We start from the raw sequence: 24,376 nt of genomic DNA on the forward strand, positions 1-24,376 counted from the left end.
CAGCGATGGCAGAACTAGTGCTGGTGCTAACGCCGATTGCCTTGCTGGACAGCACCTCGATCATTCCTCTTTGCATTGTAGTCTTGGTAATTCTGCTCGGCGGTCCGAGCCCTCTGTTTCGAAGCACAGCCCTCCTCGCTGGCATTTTCGTGACCTACTTGGTCTGCGGGTTGTTGGTCCTGTTCGGCCTGCAGAGCGTGTTCGATGCGATCAACGCCTACGCCCTCAAGGTCTGGCAAGACCCCAATACCGAAGAGCTGATCTTTCAGATCCTGATTGGCTTCGTCCTTGTCGTCCTTGGCCTTCGCATTGCCCGAGCCCGCAGACAACAGACCGAGAAAGACGCTCCCACTGCGATGACGGCTAGCCAGGCCTTTCTCGCCGGCGCCGGGATGACCATTGTCGGTTTACCGGGTGCTGTGCCCTATCTCGCGGCCATCGACCTCATCCTCAGAAGTGATCAGACGACCAGGCAGGAAGTCATGGCACTCGTCGTCTACAACATGGTTTTCGTTGCGCCACTCGCTGCCATCGTGGTCTTGAGACTAGTGCTCGGTGAGCGCAGCCAGCGCCTTCTAGACAGTATCAGGGGCTTTTTTGACCGATGGGGCCAGCGGCTCATCTTAAGCCTGATGCTTATGCTTGGAGCTCTGCTCGTTATGGATGGTGTCGGTTGGTTCCTTGGTACACCGCTGATCCCGGTTTGAAACTCCTCGGCACCCCTCCACCCTCTCTGGTCTGCCTTTGGTCAAACAGCGAACACCGAGCCCGCTCCAATTGACGTCGCTTTGGCTCCAGTGTCGGAACGCGGACCGCCGCGACCGGCAAACCCGAGGCCGCGCTGGGCCCTGGATGAGCCTTGGCAGGCCGTGCCGCTTGCCGTATTCAGGGTTTGGGCGTCGAGCGCGGAGTCTTGCGCGCGGCTGCCGGGAGATTCAGACCCAATAAAGGCTTCAGGGGGAAAGCATGACCTCACTGGCAACGACGAAGGGGACCTTGGCGGGCGCGCTCTGGCCAGCGGGCGAGACGGCCGGCTGGCTGCGGAACGCGATTCTGGCGGTCGCCGGCAGCCTCTTCGTGGCGCTCTGCTCGCAGATCACCGTGCCACTCTGGCCGGTCCCGATCACCGGCCAGACCTTCGCCGTCCTGGTGATCGGCATGGCCTACGGCTGGCGGCTCGGGTCCGCCACGCTGCTGCTCTATCTCGCCCAGGGCGCGCTCGGCCTGCCGGTCTTCGCCAAGTTTGCCGGCGGCGCCGCGGTTCTCATGGGACCGACGGGCGGCTATCTCGTCGGCTTCGTCCTGGCGGCCGGGCTGGTCGGCTATCTCGCCGAGCGCGGCTGGGACCGCTCCGTCTTCGCCACCGCCGCCGCCATGCTGCTCGGCAATGTGCTGATCTACCTGCCCGGGCTCGCCTGGCTCGCCCTGTTCTACGCCGGGCCCGGCGCCCAGTTCGTCACCGCGACCGGGGCGGAGAGCGCCGTCGGCGCGGCGGTCGCCGCCGGCGCGCTGCCCTTCCTACTCGGCGACGCCTTGAAGCTGGCGCTGGCCGCGGCAGCGCTGCCGCTGATCTGGCGAGGCGTCGCGCGCCGGGGCTAACCGGCCGCTAGCGGGCTGTTGAGAAAGTGCTCAGTCGGGACCATCACCCTTCGACGAGAGTGCGGAGCACTCGCGCTACGCGCGGGTGAGGGCGAAGTGTTTCAAGCATTTGCCCTCATCCGCGCGCAGCGCCGGGCTTCGCCCCGTGTCGAAGGATGACTGTGGTCAAGGACTCCGGGCTCAGCGCACGAATCTGAAGGGCAGGGTGCGGGCGTTGTAGAAGGCCTGCTCGGCGATCCGCGCCTGGCCGAGCGCCTTGGCGCGAAAGTCCAGGATCGAGTCCAGGACCTCCCCGCTGAGCGGGTCGGCCGCGGCGAGGTCTCTGATGACCTCGCCGGATAGCCCGCCGAGGCCGTTCAGGACCGGATCGGGAAACTTCTTCAAGACGACGCCGTGTTCCGTGCGCAGTGTGCGCAGCGCGGCGGCGTTGCGCGCCGTGAACTCGTTGAGCACGTGCTGGTTGGTCACCGCGTTGGCCGCGGCTACGATCGCTTGGAGCTCACTGTCGAGCGACTCCCAGGCCGCCATGTTGATGAAGTTGTCGAGCAGGGTCGCCGGCTCGTGCCAGCCGGGGTAGTAGTAGAGCTTGGCGCTCTTGTGCAGGCCGAAGGAGAGGTCGTTGTAGGGCCCGAACCACTCGGCCGCGTCGATCGCGCCGGAATGCAGCGCCGGAGGGATCTCGCCCGCGCGCAGGTCCAGCACCGTGCCGCCGGCCGCCTTGACCACCTCGCCGCCGAGCCGCGGGATGCGCATCTTGAGGCTCTTGAAGTCCTCCATGCTTCGGACTTCGCGGGTGAACCAGCCGCCGGCCTGCATGCCGGTGTTGCCCGAGGCGAAGAACTTGCAGCCCAGCTCCCGGTAGGCCTTCTCGGCCAGTTCCTGCCCGCCGCCGGCCTGCAGCCAGGCGTTCTGCTCCATGGCGGTCAGACCGAAGGGCAGCGAGGCGAGGAACTGCATGGCGGGCTGCTGCTTGGTCCAGTAGTAGGGGGCGCCGTGACCCATCTCCAGGTCGCCCCGGCTGACCGCGTCGAGGATCTCGAAGCCGGGCACGATCTCGCCGGCGCTGAAGACCTCAACGGTCAGGCGCCCGCCCGAGGCCCGCGCGATGAAATCCGCCAGCGTGGTCGCCCCCGTGCTGAGGCCGGGGAAGTTTTTTGGCCAGGTCATGGCCACGCGCCACTTCAGCGCCCCCTGGGCGATGGCGGGGCGCGGAAAGCCGGCGCCGGAAAGGGCCGCGGCGGCCGCGGCGGTGACGCCGGCCTTTTTCAGAAAGGCGCGGCGGCGCGGCCGTTTGCGGGCCGCGTCCTGCCGGCCGGCAGGTCGGGAGTCCATTGTGGCAGCTTCTCCTTGCTGGCTGTCCTTGTCCTCGGCGGTCAGCCGGTGCTTCCGGTCAGGAGCGAGACGGCGGCGGGGGGCAGAGAATATGGCGCTTGCTGCCGCCGCGCAAGCCGAGCCATGGCCGGACGCGGGGCACGGGCAGCGGCTTGATCGCACGCGAGGATGGCGAAATCAGGGCGAGAGTCGGACCCAACCCTCGGGCCCAAGTCCTTGAATCGGCTGGAAACGGGTCTTGTAGTCCATCTTGCTCGAGCCGTCGATCCAGTAGCCGAGGTAGACGTGGGGCAGGCCCCGGCGGCGCGCTGCCTCGATCAGCCAGAGCACCATGTAGGTCCCCAGGCTGCGGCGCTCGAGTCCCGGCTCGAAGAAGCTGTAGACCGCGGAGGGGCCGTCCTCGAGCCAGTCGCTCAGGCAGGCGGCGACCAGCTGGCCGTTGGCCTCGCGGAACTCGGTGACCGTGGTCTCCAGATGGGTCTCGGCGACCATGGCCCGGTAGTCCTCGAAGGTCATGGTCGACATCTGTCCGTCCCGGTGCCGGGCCCGCAGGTAATTGCTGAACAGAGCGAACTGCTCGCGGGTCGGCGTCGGCGGCCGCTCCTGCCAGGAGAGACCCGCGTTGAGCCGCTGGATCCGGCGCAGGGACGCGGTGGGACGGAAGGCCTCGGCCTCGACACGCACGGGGACGCAGGCGCTGCACCCGCTGCAGGCCGGGCGGTAGGCGAAGTTATGGCTGCGGCGGAAGCCGGCGCGCGAGAGCCGGCTATAGAGGCGCGCCCCGTCGTCGCCCTGGATCTGGGTCATGACCTTGCGCTCCAGCCGGCCGGGCAGATAGGGGCAGGCGGTCTCCATCAGGACGTAGAACATGTGGAGCGGCGGCTTCGGCCACGGGCCCGAGCCCTTCTGATCGCTCCTCTTGTAAGCTCCGGAGGTCATCCCGGTCTCTCAAGCTTGCGGTTGTCCTGCGCCCTCGGCCACGGCGCCGGTCTCGGGCCGGAAGAAATCGTGCCTCAGGCTTTCGGTGACCTCGATCAGCTTCAGCTGCGTTCGGTCGAGGTACTGATGCAAGCCCCGCGCGATCACGTCGGCGGCGCTGTCCGTCATAAGGGTCACGCAGAGTTCCCTCAAGACCTCTTGGGCCGTCTTTCCGGCCGAAAGTCCGTGGTCGCACCGCAGGTCGCTCAGCAGGCGGTCCATGCTGGTCACGCAGGCCAGGACCGAGCGGGGAAAGACCGAATTGAACAGGAAGAAGCCGGCGACCGTTTCTGGGCTGAGGCCGCTCGGGTGGATCCGCCGGTAGGCGTGGTAGCCGGCCGCCGAGCGCAGCACGGCGTTCCACTGGCTGACGTCGGCGGGCGAACCCACGTCGGTCGAGTTCGGCAGCAGCAGGTGGTACTTCACGTCCAGCAACCGTGTCGTCTGGTCGGCCCGCTCCAGGGCCTGGCCGAGATGGTAGAACGACCAGCCGGCGTCGCGGTAGAGCGTGCCCTCGGCGACCCCGGTATGGGTCTGGCAGGACTCCTTGACGAAGCTGCAGAAGCGGGTCAGGCGCGGCTCGCTCAGGTCCTCCGGCTTCAGCGCCCTGAGGCGGTTGTAGAAGATGTTGACCTGGGTCCACATCTCGGTCGAGATCAGCGGCCGCAGGGTGCGGGCGTTCTCCCGGGCCGCGCGCAGCGCGAAGACGATCGAGCCTGGGTTCTCCAGGTCGAGCGTGTAGAAGTAGATGACCTGCTGGGGCGTGACGGCCTCGTTGCGCTCGAGGTAGCGGGTCTCGTCGGCGTAGAGCTGGAGCACGGACTGCCAGTTCTGGGCGCCCCGGCTGTCCCGGCTGAAGGTCTCGTTGACGTCCAGGATGCGCGCCAGGTTCTCCGCCCGCTCCATGTAGCGGGCCATCCAGAACGCCGCTTCGGCGTAGCGTGACAGTAGGTTACTCAAGGACCCAGGTGTCCTTCGAACCGCCGCCCTGCGACGAGTTGACCACGATCGACCCCTTGGTGAGGGCGACCCGCGACAGCCCGCCCGGTAGAACCCAGGTGGATTTCCCGGTCACCGCGAAGGGCCGCAGGTCGACGTGGCGCGCCTCGATCCCCTCCTCGACCAGGGTCGGGCAGACCGAGAGCTGGACCATGGGCTGGCTGATGTAGTTGGCGGGATCCGCCTCGAGCTGTTCCCGGCAGGCCTGGAGCTGGCGCCGGCTGGCCCGCGGCCCGACCGTGATGCCGTAGCCGCCGGCCTCGCCGACCGGCTTGACCACGAGCTCCTCGAGATGCGCCAGGGTGTACTTGAGGCCCTCGGGCTCGCGGCAGATGTGGGTCTTCACGTTGGGCAGGATCGGGTCCTCGTCCAGGTAGTAGCGGATGATCCGCGGCATGTAGGCGTAGACCGCCTTGTCGTCGGCCACGCCGGTGCCGATGGCGTTGGCCAGGGCGACCTGGCCCTTGCGGTAGGCCTCGAACAGGCCGGGGGTGCCCAGTACGCTGTCCGGATTGAAGGCCTTGGGGTCGAGGAAGTCGTCGTTGATCCGGCGGTAGATCACGTGGACCGGCTCGAGACCGGCGATGGTCCGCATGTAGACTCCGTCGTCCTGCACCACCAGATCGCCGCCCTCGACCAGGGGCACGCCCATCTCCCGTGCCAGGAAGATGTGCTCGAAGTAGGCCGAGTTGTAGGTGCCGGGCGACAGCAGGACGACCTGGGGGTCGGTCACGCCGCCGGGCGCGATCTCGGCCAGGGCCTCGTGCAGCTTCTGCCCGTAGTTGGAGACCGGCCGGATCCCGATGTCGGCCATCAGGTCGGGGAAGGCGCGCTGCATCAGGTGCCGGTTCTCGACCACGTAGCTGACGCCCGAGGGCGTGCGGCCGTTGTCTTCCAGGACCAGGAACTGTCCTTCGTGGTCGCGCACAAGGTCGGTGCCGTTGATGTGGACGTAGGTGCCGAAGGGCACGTCCAGGCCGGCCATCTCGGGGCGGTAGTTCTTGTTGGTCAGGACCAGCTCCGCGGGCACGACGCCGTCCTTCAGGACCTTCTGGTCGTTGTAGATGTCCGCCAGGAAGTGGTTGATCGCTGTCACCCGCTGGATCACGCCGCTCTCGATCCGGCGCCAATCCTCCGCCGAGATGACCCTCGGGATCACGTCGAACGGCAGGATGCGGTCGATCGCGTCCTTCTGGGAATAGACCGTGAAGGTGATGCCGAAGTTGAACAGCTCCAGCTCGGCGTCCTTGGCCCGGCCGCGCAACTCCTCGAGGCCGAGGCGCCCGAGCCGCCGCCAGATCTCGGCGGCTTGCGGGCCAGGCTCGCCCGTCCCCAGCATCTCGCAGTGGAACCCGCCGGGGTTGTATCCGGACAGGATGCTGCCGGCTGCCGCTTCCGTCATGGGCCGCTCCTTGTCACCAAACTGAAGTATCGCAAGGAAGAGGGGCGGATGGCCAGCATATCGGGTGCCCTAATGAAATACTTCTGATCGGAAGTCCACATCCCGCTCGCGGTTTCGGTGGAAAGCGCCGTCGTCCTCGCCCCGGCTTACCACAGGTCGCTCTCTTGCGAGTAGAGGCTCTATCTGCTTCAGCGCGTTTTGGTGCTAGCATCGGGACGCCTGTTTCCGGCAGGAAGCGGCCCACAACGGGCGCCTGAGAACGCGCGGTCGCGCAAGCGTTTCAATCATTGGGAGGAAGTCATGAGAAAAGGTCCAGTCGGTTCCCTCAAAACAACGGCGGTTCTGGCGAGCGGGACGGCGATCGCCTTTGCCGGTGCCTTGGCCTTGTCCAGTCCGGCGCTGGCGGAGTGTTCGCCGGAGAGCTGGAAGGACTGCGCCGGCAAGCCCTGGGTCGACGGCAAGACCATGGACACGCCGCTGGGCTCCAAGTGGTGGCCCAACCCGCTCTGGGGCGAGGGTGACGAAGCTGGATCGACCAACTGGTACACCAAGCCCGAGGTCGTGCTGCGCGCCATGGCGCAGGTCGAGGATGGCAAGGTCTACAAACTCGGCCACCCCTACAACGCCGATATGCCCTTGTTCGGGGCCCGCAAGTTCTCGTTGCGCATCCCTGGTACGCCGACCGGCGGTACCTTCGGCGCCAACCGGATCATGTGGAACGACGAGTTCCTGGCGACCGAGGTGGGACAGGTCGGCACACAGTTCGACGGCCTGGGCCATATCGGCGTGCAGGTCGGCGTGGACGGCGACAAGACGGAAATGCGCTGGTACAACGGCTTCACCGCCGCCGAGATGGGCAATCCCTACGGTCTGAACAAGCTGGGGACGGAGAAGCTGCATCCCATCGTGGCGCGCGGCATCCTCTTGGATATCGCGTCCGCCCGTGGCGTCGAGGCGATGCAAGCGGGCGAGGTCATCACCATGGCCGACGTGAACGCCGCGTTGCAGAAGCAGGGCATGGAAGGCTTCGCGTTCGAGGAAGGCGACGCGATCATCTTCCGCACCGGCTGGGAGAAACACTGGGGCGACGCGGCGACCTACAACAACGGCTGCCCCGGGATCGGCATGGAGGTCGCGCGCTGGGTCGCGGAGGAGGTCAAGGCCGGCGTGACCGGCGCCGACACCTGGCCGGTCGATGCGGTGCCCAACCCGGACCCGGCCTGCGTGTTCTGCGTCCATACCTACCTGCAGACCCGTCACGGCATCGTCAACCAGGAGAACATGAAGCTGTCGGAACTGGCGAACGACGGCGTCTACGTCTTCGCCTACATGTACAGCCCCGCTCCGGTCCAGGGCGCGACCGGCTCGATGGGCGCGCCGGTCGCGATCCGCTAAACCGGGCACCCAGGCCACCGCGGCACGGGACCGGCGCGTTGGGCCGGTCCCGCACCGCCAAGACTTTCGGAGTGGAGTATCATGGTAATTCGGCTTTCGGCGCTCGTCGGTGTCCTGGTCGCTGCCGCACTGATTGCAGGATCCGCTCCGGCGGCGGCGCAGAAGGGCCTGCTGTCGTACTACGGGGCGCACGAACAGTCGCTCCATGCCGAGGATCCGTCCCTCCAGGCGGAGGGCGTGCTCGCCTGGGACAGCCTCGCGAACCTGAATGTCCGGGTTGAGACGCCGGCCCCCCTGCAGACGATTTTCCTCATCGAGTTCCCGGCGGAGCTTCTGGACCTCGAAGGTGAGGTGGTGCGCATCAGGGGCTTCATGTACGCCCTCGAGTCCGGTGACGCCCACACGCGCTTCCTGCTCTCGGCCCGCCCGCCGGCCTGTCCGTTCTGCCTGCCGGGCACCGCGAAGACGCTGGTCGACATTAGGAGCGAAAACCCGATCCGCTTTACGCAGCGGCCGGTTCTGCTGGAGGGACGCTTCGCGATACTGGAGGATGACGACAGCGGGCTCTACTACCGGCTGGCAGACGCGAGCCTCGTCGACTAGGGCAGATCATGTTCGGACGGAAGTACGGCTTTCACTGAACGAGCGCTGGGATCTTGCCGCGCGGCGGCGGTCGTGCCTGTTCCAACCGAAGCGGTTCGGAAACAGGCCGCGGCTCGTGGGCGGGCCTCAGTTCAATGCGGGCCGCGCTGTATCAATTTGTAAGGCCAGATTCTCCGGGTTTGATGGATCGCCTCTGGCGATTCAGTCGAACCCGGATCTGCTCTACGGGACCCCGCCTGCCTCGGTCGGGCAGCCGAAGACCTGGGCGAGGCCGGGCATCAGCTTGCGGCCGAGCCTGAGGGGGTCCGAATTGCCGAGCACACCGCGTGCCTCGCCGCGCCAGAGCGGCCGGCCGCTATCGCCGTCGCGCAGAGTCGCGGTCACGATCAGGAGCGTCGACTCGCGGGTCTCCCTGCCGCGGCGGCCGGACAGCAGGCTGTCGTTGCTGCTGGACCAGAGGTTGACCATGACTTCGACTCCCAGCTCGCCGGTCTTGGCGTGACCGAGAGTCCGGCTGGGGCCGTCGATCCGGCCCAGCTCGATCTTGCTGTCCATCATGATCTCGTAGCGGTCTTTGGGGCCGATCTTGTGGCCCAGCTTCTTCATTTCCTTGCTGAACGACTCGACGATGCCGGTGTTGAGGTCGTCGTCGTTGTAGGGCTCGACGAAAAAGACGGCGCTCTCCGGGATCGGCTCGCAGGCGAGCCGGAAGGCCGTGCCCTGCGCCCGGGCCTCCGGGACGCCCGCGCCGGCCGCCACGAGGGCCAGGCAGACGGCGGGAAGCACCCGCCGGAGCGCCGGCCGGAAAAGGGTCGCTGTCATCGATCGAAGTCCCCGGAACACGGCGTCGATGGTACCAAAAGCCGGCGGTCCAAGGCGAGCGCTAACGCAGGCTGCGGGCGAAGGCCCGGACGTCGTCGATCAGCAGGTCCGGCGCCTCCAGGGCCGCGAAATGGCCGCCGCGCGGCATCACGGTCCAGCGCTGAACGTTGTATAGCCGCTCGACGTAGGACCGCGGCGGCCAGGCCAGGAGCTCCCTCGGGAAGAGGGCGCAGGCGGTCGGCACCTCGACCCGGCTGCCGTCGTGGGACAGGAAGCGCCCGCCTTCCTCGCGCCGCCCGTAGTAGATCCAGGACGCCGTGTTGAAGGTCCGGGTCACGATGTAGACCATGATGTTGGCCAGAACCCGGTCGCGGTCGTGCGCACTCTCGATGTCGTCGCCCGCCAGGTCCGACCAGCCGTGGAACTTCTCGACGATCCAGGCGGCAAGGCCGACGGGGCTGTCCATCATGGCGTAGCTCAAGGTCTGCGGCTTGGTGGCCTGCTGGATGCGGTAGCCGTTCTCCATCTCCTGCTCGCGCTCGAAGCGCCGGGCCCAGGCCTCCTCCTCGGGCGTCCGGGGCCCCTTGGGGTCGTGCATGGTCATGATGTTCAGATGGATCGCCCGGCAGGCCGGCGCATGCTCGAAGCCGAGCCAGCTGGAGATCGCGCCGCCCCAGTCGCCGCCCTGGGCGAGGTAGCGATCGTAGCCGAGCACCTTGGTCATCAGGCGGTCGAACAGGCCGGCGATCCGCCGGGGACCGTAGGGCCGGGGCGGCCGGCCCGAGAATCCGAAGCCGGGCAGGGAAGGGGCGACCACGTCGAAGCCGTCCTCGGCCCTGCCGCCGAAGCGTTCCGGATGCGCCAAAGGCTCGATCAGGTCGAGGAACTCGACCACGGAGCCCGGCCAGCCGTGGCTGATCAGCAGCGGCAGCGGCGCGGGCCCGCTGCCCTTCTCGTGGATGAAATGGAGGTCGATGCCCTCGACCGGCGCAATGAAATGGGAGAAGCGGTTGATCGCCGCCTCCTGCTCGCGCCAGTCGAAGCCCTCGATCCAGTAGCGGCAGAGCTGCTTCAAGGCGTCGAGGTTGGTGCCGTAGCCCCAGCCGCCGTCGTCCGGCATCTCGTGCCAAGGATAGGCCGCGACGCGGTCGCGGATCCCCGCCAGGGTCGCGTCGGGGACCGTCAGGCTGAAGGGCCGGAGGCCGGTCACGGCAACGCGGCCGCCGCGGTCAGGCCAGGCCCGCCTTGGTGGCGGCCCGATGGCTGTAGCGCACCGAGACGGTGCCGGCGAGGAAGTCGTGCAGGGTGCGGCGGCGGTCGTTCAGCAGGCAGACGATCAGGATCAGGAAGCCGCTGGGGAAGACCGTGGCGTAGAACAGCGCGGTCAGCACGAAGGCCTGGAAGTAGTCCGGCCGGCGGCCGGTCCAGCTGCGGACCTCGACATCCATCAGCTGCATGCCGAGGGTCGCGCCGCAGGCGCCGACGAAGTAGCTGTGGTAGAGGATCGGCAGCAGCGGGGTCAGGATCAGCTTGGCGGGCCAGAGCAGGCCGAGAGAGAGGATCACCCCAACCCACATGGCGGCGACCAGCACCATCAGGATCGCCGCGTCAATGCCGTAGGCGAGCACCCGGCGCAGCATGATCTCGTCGTAGAGGTCCGGGTCGTCGAGCGGGTCGGGCGGGTTCTCGGACCAGACCGCGTCCCGGTCCCCGAAGCGGGTCAGTTCGAACTTCGGCACGATGGATCAGCCCTCGAGGCGATGGATACCACAAAAGGACATGGGTCGCCCTTGCCGGCTTGGCAAGCCGGCCGCGGTCCGGCGTATTCAGCCGGGCTTCTCGATCTCGCGCAGCAGGATGATCGAGATGCGCCGGTTCCTCGGGTCGTAGGGGTTTTCCGGCGTCAGCAGCTCCTGGGCGGCCCGGCCCGCGACGGAGTCGATCCGCGAGGGGTCGATGCCGGCCTCGATCAGGGCCCGACGGCTCGCATTCGCCCGGTCGGTCGAGAGCTCCCAGTTGGAATAGCCCGTGTTGGAGACGAACGGCGCGGCATCAGTGTGGCCCTTGATCGCGATCTTCTGCGGCAGGCGGCTGATGGCGTCGGCCACCAGGTCCATCAGCTTCCGGGTATGGTCGAACATATTGGCCTGTCCGAGGGGGAACATGGACTTGCCGTGCTGATCGACGATCTGGATGCGCATGCCCTCCGGCGTGTGATCGATGATGATGTTCTGCGCCAGCTCCTTGAGGTCCGGCACCGCCTCGATCGCCTGGCGCAGGGTCCGCGCGGCCTCGTCGAACTGTTCCTGCTCGCGCCTCGCCATGAGCTCGTCGAGCTCCTCGCGGCTCAGGTCCTCGATCGATCGGCCGTCGTTCGGCCCGAAGTCCGTGCTCGCCTGCTCGCTGCTGGGGACGTTCTTGGCGATGTTGAGGGCCGCCGTCTGGTCGGTCAGCGCGCCTTCCTCGGCGATCACCGTGCCGCCCATGACGCCGCCGGCGCCGCTGGTGCGCCGTGACAGGCTGGCCGGCGAGAAGTAGTCCGCGATGCCCTTCTTCTGCTCGTCCGTGGTGGCGTTGAGCAGCCAGAGCAGCAGGAAGAAGGCCATCATGGCGGTCACGAAGTCGGCATAGGCGACCTTCCAGGCGCCGCCGTGATGGCTGTGCGCCGCCTTCTTGACCTTCTTGACGATGATGATGTTGTTGCCGCCTTCCTCAGCCATGACCCGGTTCCTTCAGGCTGGCGTCAGTTGACGGGCGGCAGAGCGGCGCAGGCGTCCTCGACCTCCGCGAAGGTCGGCCGGTCGCTCGACAGCAGGGCCTTGCGCGCGAACTCGACCGAGACGGCCGGTGCCGATCCGGCCATATGGGCCAGCAGGCCGGCCTTGATGCACTGGAAGTACTTGCCCTCGGCGTCGAAGGTGGCGGTGGCCTTGGAGGCGATGGGACCGACGAAGCCGTAGGCGATCCAGACGCCGAGGAAGGTGCCGACCAGGGCGCCGCCGATCAGCTTGCCGAGGACTTCAGGCGGCTCGCTGATCGACCCCATGGTCTTGATCACGCCGAGGACCGCCGCGACGATGCCCAGCGCCGGCAGGCCGTCGGCCACGGTCTGGATCGCGCCTGCCAGCTGGTGGTGCTCGTGGTGGTGGGTCTCCAGCTCCTCGTCCATCAAGGCTTCCATCTCGTGCGGATTGTCGGCGCCGAGGGTCATCATGCGCAGGTAGTCGCAGAGGAATTCGACCGCGTGATGGTTGTTGGCGAAGGTCGGGAAATCGTTGAAGATCGCGCTGTTTTCCGGGTTCTCGATATGCGGCTCCAGGGCTAGGTTGCCCTTGGTCTTGGCCAGCTTGAAGACCTGATAGAGCACGCTGAGCAGCTCGACGTAGCTCTCCTTCTTGTAGGCCGGGCCCTTGAAGCTGGCGCCCAGCGCCCGCAGAGCCCCCTTCAGCACCGGGCTCGTATTGGCGATCAGGAAGGCACCGAAAGCCGCGCCGCAGATGATGACGACCTCGAAGGGCTGCCACAGGACGCCCAGCTTGCCGCCCATCGCGACATAGCCGCCGAAGGTACAGCCGATCACAACGAGCGAGCCGATCAGAAGGAACATGAGGCTTTCCCAGGAGAGTTCGCGGGTCTCCGGAAAACCTCGCTCAGTCTGGTAAATAAACGGTTTAGTTGAAATAAGTTAGTCTTAAATCCGTAGTATTCCGGCGGCTCAGGCCAGGGCCTGGGCCAGGTCCGCCACCAGGTCCTCCGTGTCCTCCACGCCGACCGACAGCCGGACCAGGCCGTCGCTGATGCCGAGCTCGGCGCGCATCTCGGCGGGGATCGAGGCGTGGGTCATGATCGCCGGATGCTCGATCAGGCTCTCGACGCCCCCCAGGCTCTCCGCCAGGGCGAAGATCTCGACCCGCTCGAGGAACCGCCTGGCCTCGGCCAGCCCGCCCCCGAGGACCGCGGTCACCATGCCGCCGGCGCCGCGCATCTGACGTTGGGCGAGCGCGTGCTGCGGGTGGCTCGGCAGGCCGGGGTAGTAGACCGTCTCGACCTTGGGGTGCTCGGCCAGGAAGCCGGCCACGGCGGCCGCGTTGGTGCAGTGGCGTTCCATGCGCAGCGCCAGGGTCTTGAGTCCGCGCAAGGCGAGAAAGGAGTCGAAGGGGCCCTGGATGCCGCCCACGGCGTTCTGCAGGTAGGCCAGCCGCTCCTCGATTTCCGGCGCGGCGCCGCTGACCACGACGCCGCCGACCATGTCGGAGTGGCCGTTCAGGTACTTGGTTGCCGAGTGCATGACGAGGTCGATGCCCAGCTCCAGGGGCCGCTGCACCCAGGGCGTCGCAAAGGTGTTGTCGCAGACGGTCAGCACGCCCCGGCGCTTGGCGATCGCGGCGACGGCCTCGAGATCGACCAGCTTGAGCAGGGGGTTGGTCGGGCTCTCGACCCAGATCATGCGCGTCTCGGGCCGGATTGCGGCTTCCAGCGCGTCGAGGTCGGTCATGTCGACCAGGGTGATTTCCAGCCCCGCCGAGCGCTTGCGCACGTTCTCCAGGATGCGGTAGCTGCCGCCGTAGAGGTCGTCCATGGCGACGACATGGCTGCCGGCGTCGAGCAGCTCGAGCACCGTGCCCATGGCCGCCATGCCCGAAGCGAAGGCGAAGCCGGCCCGGCCGCTCTCCAGGTCGGCGATGCAGCGCTCGTAGGCCATGCGGGTCGGGTTCTGCGACCGGCTGTACTCGTAGCCCTTGTGAACGCCGGGGCTCTCCTGGACGTAGGTCGAGGTCGCGTAGATCGGCGGCATGATCGCCCCGGTCGAGGGGTCCGGCGACTGCCCCGCGTGGATCGTGCGGGTTGCGAAGCCGAGCCGATTCGGGCGCTTTGCGTCGTCTGGCATATGATCTGACCCTAAACGCAGCTGCGTGAGATTTAACGCGACCCTTCTGTATCCAGACGGCGGGTGTCAATCCCTTTGTGGCGCGGCCGGCAGGAGAAGCCTCGGCTCATCGGGTCGATCCCCGAGCGACGCCCTTAACCTGCCATTGGGGCTTGCCGTGCAAGGATTGCTGCCCATCGGGACGGCTGATCTGCCGCGTTCGATGAGAGACCTAGGCCCGGGCGGCCCTGAACCCAGCCGTGAGCCATCCCATGGTGGACGAACTATCCCAGTCTAAGGCGTTCCGCCGCCTGGAAGACGGAAGATATCTCTATCGTGATCACTTTTTCGCAAGAACCGTGATCTTGGAGGCTGATCTCGCACAGAAGGTCTTCGAAGGGCGCAAGATCAAGACTTGGATAGTTTGGCCCACGGCCGGACTGGCTTCGACAATCGGCGTTCTCTACAGGTCTGACCGCTACGATCTCATCGGCATTGTCTTGTTGTTGCTTCTTGTCCCTGCATGGCTCTTGTACCGCTCTCACAGGAAACAAACCTATTGGGACAGCCTTCGACGCGCTCCGACAGCGCCGGACTCCATGGCGCTGGGATTCGACTGGGCCAACATCGCTGCCGAGCGGATGGCGCCCTGGGTGCCAAAACTTGGCATCGTTGCCGGTCCGTTCATGACCGCCCTCATGGCAGTCATCCTTTGGACGGAGCTCATGCAAGAGGAGACCGACTGGCCAGGTCTTCTCCTGACCATTTCCCTGACCCTTCTAATGGCAGGTTTCAGCCTGTTTTACCTAAAGATCTGGCAGGCTCAGAGACGCAAGCGCAGTTCCCAGCAAGAGTCGTCGAACTGACTTGGCGAAGCCGGCCTACTTCATGCGCCGGCGCAGGTGGTTCAAGAGGTCGATCCGGGTCACCAAGCCGAGGAAGCGCTCGCCTTCCAGAAGGATCGCGACGTGGCCCTTGGCGAAGACCGGCAGCAGGGCGTCGAGCGGCTGGTCGGCCTGGAGCGTCTCGAGACGGGCCGACATGGCGCTCTCGACCGGGTCGCGGAAGTGGGTGTCGTCGCGGAACACCGCCAGCAGGATGTCCTCCTCGTCGATGATACCGACGACCGCGCCGTCCCCGCCCATGACCGGCAGCTGGGAGATGTCGTAGAGCTTCATGCGCCCCAGTGCCGTCAGCAGGGTGTCCTGCGGACCGAGGGTGACCGTCGCCCGCTCCTCGTGCCGCCGGCTGATCAGGTCGCTCAGATCGCCGCGGTGCTCGCGCTCGATGAAGCCCTGGTCGAGCATCCAGTAGTCGTTGAACATCTTGGACAGGTACTTGTTGCCGCTGTCGCAGACGAAGGTCACGACCCGCTTTGGCTGGGTTTGTTCGCGGCAGTAGCGCAGCGCCGCCCCGATCAGGGTGCCCGAGGAGGAGCCGGCCAGGATGCCTTCCTTGGCGAGCAGCTCGCGCGCCACGGCGAAGGCCTCGGCGTCGCTCACGGTGTAGGCCTTCTTGACCAGCGCCAGGTCCGCGATCGGCGGGATGAAGTCCTCGCCGATGCCCTCGACCATCCAGGAGCCGACCTCGTTGGTGACCCGGCCGGTCTCGATGTACTCCGCCAGGATCGAGCCGACGGGATCGGCCAGGACCATCTCGGTCTTGGGCGAATGCTCGGCGAAGTAGCGACCCAGGCCGGTGATCGTCCCGCCCGAGCCGACGCCGCAGACCATGGCGTCGAGGTCGCCGCCCATCTGTTCGAGGATCTCCGGGCCGGTGGTCGTTTCATGAGCCAGCGGGTTGGCTTCGTTGCCGAACTGGTTGACGTAGAAGGCGCCGGTCTCGGCCGCGATGCGCTCGGCCATGTCCTGGTAGTAGTCGGGGTGGCCCTTGCCGACGTCGGAACGGGTCAGGCGGACCTCGGCGCCAAGCGCCTTCAGGTGGAAGATCTTCTCCTGGGCCATCTTGTCGGGGACGACGATGGTCAGCTTGTAGCCCTTCTGGGCTGCGACCAGCGCCAGGCCAAGTCCCGTGTTGCCGGCGGTCGCCTCGATGATCGCACCGCCCGGCTTCAGCTGGCCGTCGCGCTCGGCCGCCTCGATCATGGACTTGCCGATCCTGTCCTTGATCGAGCCGCCGGGGTTCTGGCTCTCCAGCTTGAGGAACAGGCGGCAGACGCCGGTGTCGAGAGCGGAGACCTCGACCATCGGCGTATCGCCGATCAGCTCAAGGACGTTGGCGAAGACGTTCATTGGGCGGTCTTCCTGACAGTTTGCGGTCTGGCGCGGATCTCAAAGTATCGGGCGCCCGGCGGCTTCCGCAAGCCTCGCCCCGCGCCGTTCGGCCCGGGCCGGTCAATACGCTGCTAAGGCCCCTGGTTCTGCAGGCAGCTAGCCATCGGGGTCGTCGGAGCGCGCGGAGAGGACCCGGGTGCGAAAGCCGCCGGCCTTGAGGCTCTGGACGATCTCGTGAACGTGGTCGGCGTTGCGGGTCTCGACGATCAGGTCGATCTCGGCCTGCTTCGCCGGCACGTTGTGGAACAGTCGCTGGTGGAAGACCTCGATGATGTTGCCGCCGCAGTCGCCGACCAGGTGGGCCAGCTCGGCCAGTACGCCCGGCTGATCGACGATGCCGACCCGCACCCGCACCAGGCGCCCGTCGCGCACCATGCCCCGGGACAGCACCGCCGAGAGCAGGCGGACGTCGATGTTGCCGCCGCAGATCACCGCGCCGACCTTCTTGCCCTTGAAATGCTCAGGCCGGGACAGGATGGCGGCCACGCCGGCGGCGCCTGCGCCCTCGGCCACGACCTTCTGCTGCTCGCAGAGCTTCATGACCGCGGCCTCGATGTCGCCTTCGTCGACCAGCACGATATCGCCGACCAGGCGCTCGATGATTCCGCGGGTGATCTCGCCCGGGTTCTTGACCGCGATGCCGTCGGCCAGGGTGGTGCCGCCGGAGGTCGGCTTCATCTTGTGCAGCGCCTGGTACATGGAGGGAAAGAGCTCGACCTCGACGCCGCAGATCGCGATACGGTCGTTCAGCGCCTTGGCCGCGGTCGCCACGCCGGAGATGATGCCGCCGCCGCCGATCGGCACGACGATCTCGTCCAGGTCCGGCTGGTCGGCCAGCATCTCCAGGCCGATCGTGCCCTGGCCGGCGATGATCTTCTCGTCGTCGTAGGGGTGGACGAAGGTCAGGCCGTCGCGCTCGGCGATCTCCCTGGCCGCGACGGCCGAGGCGTCCAGCGTGTCGCCGGTCAGCACCACGCGGGCGCCGAAGCTCCGGGTGCGCTCGACCTTGCTGAAGGGCGCGAACTCCGGCATCACGATGGTGGCCGGGATGCCCAGGCGCCGGGCGTGGTGCGCGACGCCCTGGGCGTGGTTGCCGGCCGACATGGCGATCACGCCGCGCCCGGCCTGCTCGGGCGTCAGGCTCTTCAGCTTGACCAGCGCGCCGCGGTCCTTGAAGGAGCCGGTGAACTGGAAGTTCTCCAGTTTTAGGTAGAGTTCGCAGCCCAGTTCCCCGGACAGGCGCGGTGCGGGGACCAGCGGCGTGCGAATCACCTCGCCTTCGATCTCCTTGGCCGCCGCGCGGATGTCGTCGAGCGTGACCGTCACTCTGGCCCCCCGGCCGAAGCCTCGGTTCGGAACTTCATTCCGGATTGAGGACCAGCCTATGCTCCGGTGCTTTCTCAGGTCCGACCAATTTTACGTAGGCGCCGTCGCGCCAGCGCTCCGCCAGGCTGCCGTAGAGCGCCGACAGGGGGTTGCCCGACTGGCCGGTGGCGATCATGAAGCGGGAGTTGTCCAGGTCCGCAAGGTCGTAGACGGCGCGAAAGCCGGGCCCGTGGACGTGCTCGAAGCGTCGCTCGGGCACGGTGTCGAAACGGGCGCCGCCCCGGTTGACCGTGTAGGACCCGCCGTCGGTCTCAACCGGAAAACCGAAAATGCGCTCGGCCAGTGGTACGTACCGCAGCAGGGGATGGTGGAATCGGGCGATATGCGCCTCGCCCCAGCGCCAGTCGTCGACGTCGCCGCCGAACCGGGCCGAGAGCTCGGCAAGGGCGTCGTCGAGCGCGGCCGTGAGCTGTCCTGGACAGGTCTCGACCGCCTCGGTCGCGGTGACGTCGCACCACTCCTCGCCCTGCAGCAGGATCTCGGCCAGGACGTCGAGGTCGTTGCGCCAATGCCGCGAGAGGTCTTCACCCAACTCGTCATCCAGCAGGCGCTGGGCTGTCGCGTTCACCCAGGCCGCGAAGAGCAGGGGCTCCGGGCGGCTTCGGTCCATCCTTTGGTCCCAGTTCGACAACAGCCCGGAAGCCCGTCGGGCCTGGTCTCCGCCCGGCTCGGCGCGATCCAGGGCTTCCAGCATCAGCGGCAAGAGCCGGGCCGCCCCCCCGGACAGCACGTCCAGCTGAAGGATTTCCGAGCTGGCCACGGTGGCCTCGGCATCTCCGTCCAGCGCTCCTTCGATCCGCACGGCCCGGTGCGGGTCGGGCCAGTCCGCGGCGATCAGGTGAGGGAAGCCGGGGCCGGCGACCCGGTTGTTGGCGTTGACCAGGCGCCCCGACCCGGGATTGCGCTCTTGCGGCATCTCGGCGAAGGGGATCTGTCCCAGCCAGTCGTAGGCGCCGCTCCAGCCGGGAACGACGCTTCGCCCGTCCCCCGAGGCGCGCCGCGGGAGGCGCCCGGCGACGATGAGGCCGATCTCGCCCGCGGTGTCGGCGTAGGCCACGTTCTGGACCGGGCTGTGCCACAGCGCCATGGCGGCCTCGAAGTCCGACCAGTTGCGCGCGCGGTTCAGGTTGAAGAGCGCATCGCCGGTCCGGTCGTCCTCCCGCAGCGCCGACCAGGAGAGAGCCAGGACATGGCCCTCGGGCAGGGCCTTGGCCAATTCCGGCCGGAGGTCGGAGAACACCGGCCCGTGGCGGGTCGAGCGCAGGGTCAGGACCTGGGATGCCGCGTCCCGCACCTCGATGACCTCCTCCCGGGTTTCGAACGGCCTGGGGCCGTCCGGCGTGTCGTAGTGCCCGGGCTTGCCGCGGCTCTCGCGTTCCAGGAAGAGGTCCTGGGTGTCGGCATGGGTCGTGGTGAAGCCCCAGGCGACATGGCCGTTGTGGCCCAGCGCCATGAAGGGGATGCCGGGAGCCGTGACGCCGCTCAGAGTGAGTGTCGGGGTCTCGATCCGCGCGAGGTACCACTGTCCTGGCGCGTTGAGGCCGAGATGGGGGTCGTTCGCGAGGATCGGCTTGCCGCTCGCCGTCTGGTCGCCCGCGAGGATCCAGACGTTCGATGCGCTCTTGGGCGCCCAGGACCAGGGAATGACGGACGCGGGATCGATCGGGCCCTTGGCGCCGGCGGGGCGCGCCAGGCGCACCGCCGGATCGGTCGGCGAGGGCGCCGCGGCGCGCTTCCGCTCGGTTGCCCGGCTGGCCAGGGTGACCGGACCGTCCTCGGGGTAGGCGGGCCAGAGGAAGGCGATCTGTTCCGGCGCCAGGCGCTCGGCCAATTCGAGCCGGCGCAGCTCGTGGCGCCAGTTGCCGGAGAGCTGCAGTGCCATGAGCCGGCCCCAGGCCAGGCTGTCGGCTGGCCGCCAGGGCTCGGGCCGGTAGCGGAGAGCCTGGAACTCCGGCGGCAGGCGAAGGTCAGGCCGCGCCAGGTAGGCGTTCACGCCCTCGGTGTAGGCCTCCAGTATCGACCGGGCAGGGGCCGAGAGAATTTCGAGGTTGGCTTCGGCCAGCCGATAGAGACCGAGACCGCGCATTAGCTTGTCGAAACCTAGGGTCTGTTCGCCAAGGACCTCCGACAGCCGCCCGGCGGCGGTGCGCCGCGTCATGTCCATTTGGAACAGGCGGTCTTGGGCGTGGACGTAGCCGAGGGCGCGCGCCGCGTCCGACTCGCCGGCGGCCCGGATGGTGACGATCCCGTCGGCGTCGCGCAGCACTTCGGCGGGCGCCTCCAGCCCTGCCAGCAGGCGCTCGCCGTCCATGTCCGGCAAGGAGCCGCGCAGCCAAGCGAAGCCGGCGGCGCCCGCGAGCACCAGGGCGATGACCAGCACGCCGCTCACCACGCCGATCCAACGGAGAGCCCGTTTCGCCAAAGCCGCCTCCCTTCCGGACAGTCTACGTCGCGGATCTTCTAACCGATTTCCCGGCCGGCATGAAACACCACGCCGCTCCCCATGGCTCTCTTGCCTGGCACCGCGGAGCCACCATCCTGGCGCCGCGCGACAGGGAAGGGGCGCCATGGCTTCCGGGGGTTCCGTTAAGGTGGTGGTTGCGGCCCTCTTGGGCAATTCCGCGAACACCTCAGCGCCGCCATCTCGGCCATGGAACGTCAGGTCAAGAACGAGGTTCCCGAGGTCCGGCCGATCTTCATCGAGGCCCAGTCTTGGCGGGCAGGACCGGGCGCGCGAGAATGCGGAGGAGAACGGCGGGCCGGCGCAATCCCACCGCCGCTCGGCGCGCCCCTAGAGCGGATCATGTTTTGACGGAAACGCTTCGCGGTTCCGACAAAAACATGTGAATCCGCTCTAGGGGGTCACAGCAAGACCAAGGCGAGCGCGATCACGATGACCGCGCCGACGAAGGCGAGGCCGAACTGGTTCCAGAGGCCGAGCTCGCCCCAGGCGTCCATGAGCTTGTCGAACAGTTTTCTCATCGTTGACTAAGTCGCCGAGCCGGCCGATTGCTGCCCTTGGACAGCGAAGAACGAGGCGGTCTTCGGCTGCTTCGGTAGCTCGACCATGGCTTCCATCAACCGGGCCGCGCGGGAGGCCGTGCCGCGTACGACGCGGCCCTCGCTGGGATTGGGCATGGGGTTGGCCGCCAGAGGGAAGGCGTCGGCCGCCGTGTAGACGCAGATGTAGAGGCCGCGCGGCGAGCGGGAGCGATTGGCGCCGGAACCGTGCGCCAGGCGGGTGTGCATCAGGCAGACGCTGCCCGCCTTGCCGGTGATTGGGACCTCTCGAGCCTTCAGGTCTCGCGCGACCGCGGGCGCTACGGCCCCGGTGAAGCGTTCACCGTCGAACAGGCTGTAGAGCGGCCCGCGATGAGAGCCCGGCACGCCTTTGAGGCAGCCGTTCTCCTCCGTCATGTCGTCCAGCATGACGAGCGCGGTCACGACGTCGTCGTTGGTGTGCGGCGTGTAGGCGAAGTCCTGGTGGTAGCCGACCTCGGTTTCGCTGTTGGGCAGCTTCAGGTTGATCTTGCAGTGGTGGAACTTGACGTCGGGGCCGATCAGATCGCACACCATGTCGACCAGCGCCGCGCCCCCCATGACCGCCGCGTAGGCGGGGGAGATATCTGAAGGATTGTTGACACGGCGAAGCGCAGGGTGTCGCGCGCTGTGCTCGGCGCCCATGTCGAAGCGGGGGCGCCCGTCCTGAGTCGGCGGCCCAAAAGGCTCCCGGTGGCGGCGGCTCTCGTCGATCCACGCCGCCAGCTCGCTCCTCATCGCTGCCAGTTCGTCCTCGGTCACCGCGCCCTCCGCGACGACGAAACCGTCTCGGCGGAAGGCTTCGATCTGACCTTGCGTCAGCATGTCTCTCCCCCACGGAAGCGGGCGCCAGCCCCAGAGCTTATGCCGCAAGAACCTCGAGGTCCAGTGCGCCCCCCGGTGAAAAAGACCCCGGGGCGTCCCCTCCGGCTCGGCAGACGTTCACGCTATTGGTCAAGAAATGTCACAATTATGCCCGATTTTGTGGTAATATATAGAATTAGTTATGGAACCGAATTGCGACATAAGGTTAATTTCTGTCAAGCACGCGTCGAGCCTTGGGGCGCGCAGTGCTCGGGACTCTGTTCGGGCAGTCGGCCTCGCGTTGCTGCTTCTTGCGCCCGCTGGAAGTCTCTTGGCGCAGGAGCAGCTGGCGATCATGACAGAGCCGGGCGCGGCCGCGACGGACGTCGCGCAGCAAGACCGCTTCGGCTGGACGGCTCTGCCGGTATCGCTTCTTGTCGAAACCGACCCTGACGAAGTCGGTTGGACCGAGGATGGCCTTGCGGCCTTCAGCCTGACCTCTGCGCCCGCGGCGTCGAACGCGACCCTTTCGTGGCAGATCGACCTTGGCGACCTCGGCTTCTCCGCTCCGGAGGGCAGGGCGGACAGCTTCGCTTTCGGCGCGCTGCCCGACGAGCCCCGCGGCTTTCGCGGTCAGTCGGGTCTGGGCAGCTTGAATCTCTCTCTGATGGGCGACTACGGCCGGGATCGGCGGCCGGTGCGCGACGGGCTGTCGGTGGTCGACAGCCCGAAGCTGCTGCGGTACGGCGTCGTCTTCGAGTCGGGCGGGTGGCAGTTTGGCAGCACCTTCGGCAACAAGGCCAATCCGATCAAGCCCGCCGAGAAGCTGGCCTGGAATGCCCAGGCGCGCTACGACGCCGGTCCGGTTTCCATGGGCCTGGTCTATAGCTACATGATCGACCGTGACGCCTCCGACGGGGAGCAGGCCGACGCCCTAGGCACGCTACAGGCCGGGGTCAGCTATGCCATCACCCCGAAAGTCTCGGCCAGCGTCAACGCCGCCTACTGGGATTCGAAGGACGCGAACGGCGAAACCCTGTCGGACCTGGGCGGCCTGCTGGGCCTGTCGTGGCGGTTCTAGTTCCTCGGGACACTCAGCCTTTAAGCGCCTTCGGTCGTCCAGGTCTCACCCCTGACCTTTGAAGGTGCCCTGGAATTGCTGGCGCAGCAGGTTCTTCTGGACCTTGCCCATGGCGTTGCGGGGCAGGGCGTCGAGGAAGAAGACCTTCTTGGGAACCTTGTAGTTCGCGAGCTCCCGCTTGGCGGCGGCGATGACCGCCTCTTCCGAGGCCGCCGCGCCGGCGTCCGTGCGGGTCGCCACAGCGGCCACCGCCTCGCCGAAGTCCGGGTGCGGCAAGCCGATGACGGCCGACTCGCCGACCCCGGGCACCTGGTCGACGACCAGCTCAACCTCTTTCGGATAGACGTTGAAGCCGCCTGAGATGATGAGATCCTTGGCGCGGCCGACGATCTGCAGGTAGCCGCGCTCGTCGATCCGCGAGACGTCGCCGGTGATGAAGAAGCCGTCGGGCCGGAACTCTTCCTTGGTCTTCTCCGGCTGCCGCCAGTAGCCGTGAAAGACGTTCGGGCCGCGCACCTCGAGAACGCCGACCTCGCCGGCCTCCAGCACCCGGCCGTCCTCGTCGGCGACCCGTAGCTCGACCTCCGGCAGGGCGAACCCGACGGTCCCGGCGCGCCGCTCGCCGTCCAGCGGATTTGAGCTGTTCATGCCGGTTTCGGTCATGCCGTAGCGCTCCAGGATCGTGTGCCCGCAGCGCGCTCGAAAAGCGTCGAAAGTCTCCTCCAGAAGCGGCGCCGAGCCGGAGACGAACAGCCGCATGCCGCGGCAGAGCTCGGCGGTGAAGTCGTCCCGGGCCAAGAGGCGCGTGTAGAAGGTCGGCACGCCCATCATGACGGTGGCGCGCGGCAGCAGGCGGATGACGGTCTCCGGGTCGAAGCGGGGCAGGAACAGCATCCTGGCGCCGGCCAGCAGGACGCAGTTGATCGCCACGAAGAGGCCGTGGGTATGGAAGATCGGCAGCGCGTGGAGCAGCGTGTCGCCGGGCCGGAATCCCCAGAGATCGTGCAGCGCCAGGGCGTTGGCGCTGAGGTTGCCGTGGCTCAGCATGGCGCCCTTCGAGCGGCCGGTGGTGCCCGAGGTATAGAGCAGGGCGGCCAGGTCTGACCGCGCCACCTCGGCCGCCGGGAAGTCGCCGTCGCGGCCGCGGCTTTCCTCGATCAGGCTGCCGGCGCCCTCGGCGTCGAGGGTCAGAGTCCGGCCGCCGTGGCGGGCCGCGACCGGGGCCACCTTGTCCTCCGCCCTGGGATCGCACACCACGACCCGCGGCTCGGCGTCGCCCAGGAAGTAGCCCAGCTCGGCCTCCTGGTAGGCCGTGTTGAGCGGCAGGTAGACCGCCCCGGCCCGGAGGCAGGCGAGGTAGAGGAAGGTGGCCTCGGGCGACTTCTCGGCGATCACAGCCACGCGGTCCCCCTGGACCACGCCGCAATCACGCAGCAGGGCCGCGATGCGGCCGCTGGCGGAGTCGAGCTCGCCGTAGGAAATCTGTCGACCGTCCGGGGTTTCGATGAAGGACCTGGCCATATTCCCCGGCAACCTCTGTTTGATAATGCTGTAAAGATTCTCGTTCAAAGTCTTCCATTCCCTGGGCTGGCGCAGCGGCGAGAGCGCGAAGGTTAGTACCCACTATCAGGATTAGGTGTGTCGTATGACGCGTTATCAAGTCTTTCGGTTAGGAGCGTGGTCCGCCGTGATGCGGGCCATCACAAGGGCCGCGCGACCCCCATTGGTCTCAACGGGGCCGAAAGCCTTGATAACGCGCCCGCGGGGTTGCCGAG

Annotated in this window: 21 protein-coding genes; 6 read left to right on the forward strand and 15 right to left on the reverse strand. The window is 67.3% G+C overall.

Annotated elements, in window-relative coordinates:
- Positions 1 to 5: 5 nt before the first annotated feature.
- Together QNJ67_14085 and QNJ67_14090 are read left to right on the forward strand one after the other, a co-directional pair.
- Complete coding sequence (locus QNJ67_14085) at positions 6 to 707, forward strand: GAP family protein (protein MDJ0610101.1); 702 nt, start codon at positions 6 to 8, stop codon at positions 705 to 707.
- A 259-nt stretch (positions 708 to 966) separates the two neighbouring features.
- A complete protein-coding gene (locus tag QNJ67_14090; protein ID MDJ0610102.1) occupies positions 967 to 1,599 on the forward strand; it encodes a biotin transporter BioY in 633 nt (210 codons plus the stop codon).
- A gap of 180 nt (positions 1,600 to 1,779) precedes the next feature.
- Here QNJ67_14090 and QNJ67_14095 read toward each other — a convergent pair whose 3' ends face one another.
- The 4 genes from QNJ67_14095 to QNJ67_14110 form a co-directional block, all read right to left on the reverse strand.
- Positions 1,780 to 2,931 (reverse strand): TRAP transporter substrate-binding protein, encoded by a 1,152-nt coding sequence (locus tag QNJ67_14095; protein ID MDJ0610103.1) that lies wholly within the window; start codon positions 2,929 to 2,931, stop codon positions 1,780 to 1,782.
- A 177-nt stretch (positions 2,932 to 3,108) separates the two neighbouring features.
- Positions 3,109 to 3,870 carry an arginyltransferase gene (locus QNJ67_14100; protein MDJ0610104.1) on the reverse strand — a complete coding sequence of 254 codons (762 nt, stop codon included), beginning with the start codon at positions 3,868 to 3,870 and terminating at the stop codon, positions 3,109 to 3,111.
- 9 nt (positions 3,871 to 3,879) lie between these two features.
- On the reverse strand, positions 3,880 to 4,869 hold the full coding sequence (locus QNJ67_14105) for an alpha-E domain-containing protein (GenBank protein MDJ0610105.1): 990 nt from the start codon (positions 4,867 to 4,869) through the stop codon (positions 3,880 to 3,882).
- The gene (locus tag QNJ67_14110; protein MDJ0610106.1) at positions 4,862 to 6,310 is read right to left on the reverse strand and encodes a circularly permuted type 2 ATP-grasp protein; all 1,449 of its coding nucleotides are present in this window, start codon (positions 6,308 to 6,310) and stop codon (positions 4,862 to 4,864) included. Before QNJ67_14110 ends, QNJ67_14105 begins: the two co-directional genes overlap by 8 nt.
- A 300-nt stretch (positions 6,311 to 6,610) precedes the next feature.
- On the opposite strand from QNJ67_14110, the gene QNJ67_14115 reads away from it, so the two are divergent.
- Together QNJ67_14115 and QNJ67_14120 are read left to right on the forward strand one after the other, a co-directional pair.
- Positions 6,611 to 7,705, forward strand: a complete 1,095-nt coding sequence (locus QNJ67_14115; GenBank protein ID MDJ0610107.1) for a cyclase family protein — start codon at positions 6,611 to 6,613, stop codon at positions 7,703 to 7,705.
- A gap of 81 nt (positions 7,706 to 7,786) precedes the next feature.
- Positions 7,787 to 8,308 carry a hypothetical protein gene (locus tag QNJ67_14120; protein MDJ0610108.1) on the forward strand — a complete coding sequence of 174 codons (522 nt, stop codon included), beginning with the start codon at positions 7,787 to 7,789 and terminating at the stop codon, positions 8,306 to 8,308.
- Positions 8,309 to 8,530: 222 nt separating this feature from the next.
- Here the strand turns inward: QNJ67_14120 and QNJ67_14125 are convergent, their stop codons facing one another.
- The 6 genes from QNJ67_14125 to QNJ67_14150 form a co-directional block, all read right to left on the reverse strand.
- The gene (locus QNJ67_14125) at positions 8,531 to 9,130 is read right to left on the reverse strand and encodes a hypothetical protein (protein MDJ0610109.1); all 600 of its coding nucleotides are present in this window, start codon (positions 9,128 to 9,130) and stop codon (positions 8,531 to 8,533) included.
- Between the two features lie 61 nt (positions 9,131 to 9,191).
- Positions 9,192 to 10,340 (reverse strand): epoxide hydrolase, encoded by a 1,149-nt coding sequence (locus QNJ67_14130; GenBank protein MDJ0610110.1) that lies wholly within the window; start codon positions 10,338 to 10,340, stop codon positions 9,192 to 9,194.
- A 19-nt stretch (positions 10,341 to 10,359) separates the two neighbouring features.
- Positions 10,360 to 10,869 (reverse strand): RDD family protein, encoded by a 510-nt coding sequence (locus tag QNJ67_14135; GenBank protein ID MDJ0610111.1) that lies wholly within the window; start codon positions 10,867 to 10,869, stop codon positions 10,360 to 10,362.
- A gap of 87 nt (positions 10,870 to 10,956) precedes the next feature.
- Positions 10,957 to 11,850: a flagellar motor protein MotB gene (gene motB, locus QNJ67_14140; GenBank protein ID MDJ0610112.1), complete on the reverse strand. Its 894-nt coding sequence runs from the start codon at positions 11,848 to 11,850 to the stop codon at positions 10,957 to 10,959.
- Between the two features lie 23 nt (positions 11,851 to 11,873).
- Positions 11,874 to 12,737, reverse strand: a complete 864-nt coding sequence (gene motA, locus QNJ67_14145; protein MDJ0610113.1) for a flagellar motor stator protein MotA — start codon at positions 12,735 to 12,737, stop codon at positions 11,874 to 11,876.
- A gap of 108 nt (positions 12,738 to 12,845) precedes the next feature.
- Positions 12,846 to 14,018 carry a PLP-dependent aspartate aminotransferase family protein gene (locus QNJ67_14150; protein MDJ0610114.1) on the reverse strand — a complete coding sequence of 391 codons (1,173 nt, stop codon included), beginning with the start codon at positions 14,016 to 14,018 and terminating at the stop codon, positions 12,846 to 12,848.
- A gap of 251 nt (positions 14,019 to 14,269) precedes the next feature.
- On the opposite strand from QNJ67_14150, the gene QNJ67_14155 reads away from it, so the two are divergent.
- A complete protein-coding gene (locus QNJ67_14155; GenBank protein ID MDJ0610115.1) occupies positions 14,270 to 14,863 on the forward strand; it encodes a hypothetical protein in 594 nt (197 codons plus the stop codon).
- 15 nt (positions 14,864 to 14,878) lie between these two features.
- On the opposite strand, the gene QNJ67_14160 is transcribed toward QNJ67_14155, so the two are convergent.
- The 4 genes from QNJ67_14160 to QNJ67_14175 form a co-directional block, all read right to left on the reverse strand.
- Complete coding sequence (locus tag QNJ67_14160; protein ID MDJ0610116.1) at positions 14,879 to 16,249, reverse strand: pyridoxal-phosphate dependent enzyme; 1,371 nt, start codon at positions 16,247 to 16,249, stop codon at positions 14,879 to 14,881.
- A gap of 138 nt (positions 16,250 to 16,387) precedes the next feature.
- Positions 16,388 to 17,617: a threonine ammonia-lyase gene (locus tag QNJ67_14165; protein MDJ0610117.1), complete on the reverse strand. Its 1,230-nt coding sequence runs from the start codon at positions 17,615 to 17,617 to the stop codon at positions 16,388 to 16,390.
- Positions 17,618 to 17,651: 34 nt separating this feature from the next.
- Positions 17,652 to 20,099, reverse strand: coding sequence for a penicillin acylase family protein (locus QNJ67_14170; GenBank protein MDJ0610118.1), 2,448 nt, complete (start codon positions 20,097 to 20,099; stop codon positions 17,652 to 17,654).
- A 566-nt stretch (positions 20,100 to 20,665) separates the two neighbouring features.
- Entirely contained in the window at positions 20,666 to 21,541 is an 876-nt protein-coding gene (locus QNJ67_14175) for a phytanoyl-CoA dioxygenase family protein (GenBank protein ID MDJ0610119.1), read from the reverse strand.
- Between the two features lie 310 nt (positions 21,542 to 21,851).
- Here QNJ67_14175 and QNJ67_14180 point away from each other — a divergent pair, with 310 nt between their 5' ends.
- On the forward strand, positions 21,852 to 22,601 hold the full coding sequence (locus tag QNJ67_14180; protein MDJ0610120.1) for a hypothetical protein: 750 nt from the start codon (positions 21,852 to 21,854) through the stop codon (positions 22,599 to 22,601).
- A gap of 45 nt (positions 22,602 to 22,646) precedes the next feature.
- On the opposite strand, the gene QNJ67_14185 is transcribed toward QNJ67_14180, so the two are convergent.
- The gene (locus QNJ67_14185; protein ID MDJ0610121.1) at positions 22,647 to 24,170 is read right to left on the reverse strand and encodes a malonyl-CoA synthase; all 1,524 of its coding nucleotides are present in this window, start codon (positions 24,168 to 24,170) and stop codon (positions 22,647 to 22,649) included.
- Between the last annotated feature and the right edge of the window lie 206 nt (positions 24,171 to 24,376).

It is taken from the genome of Kiloniellales bacterium, assembly GCA_030064845.1.
Classification (GTDB): domain Bacteria; phylum Pseudomonadota; class Alphaproteobacteria; order Kiloniellales; family JAKSDN01; genus JASJEC01.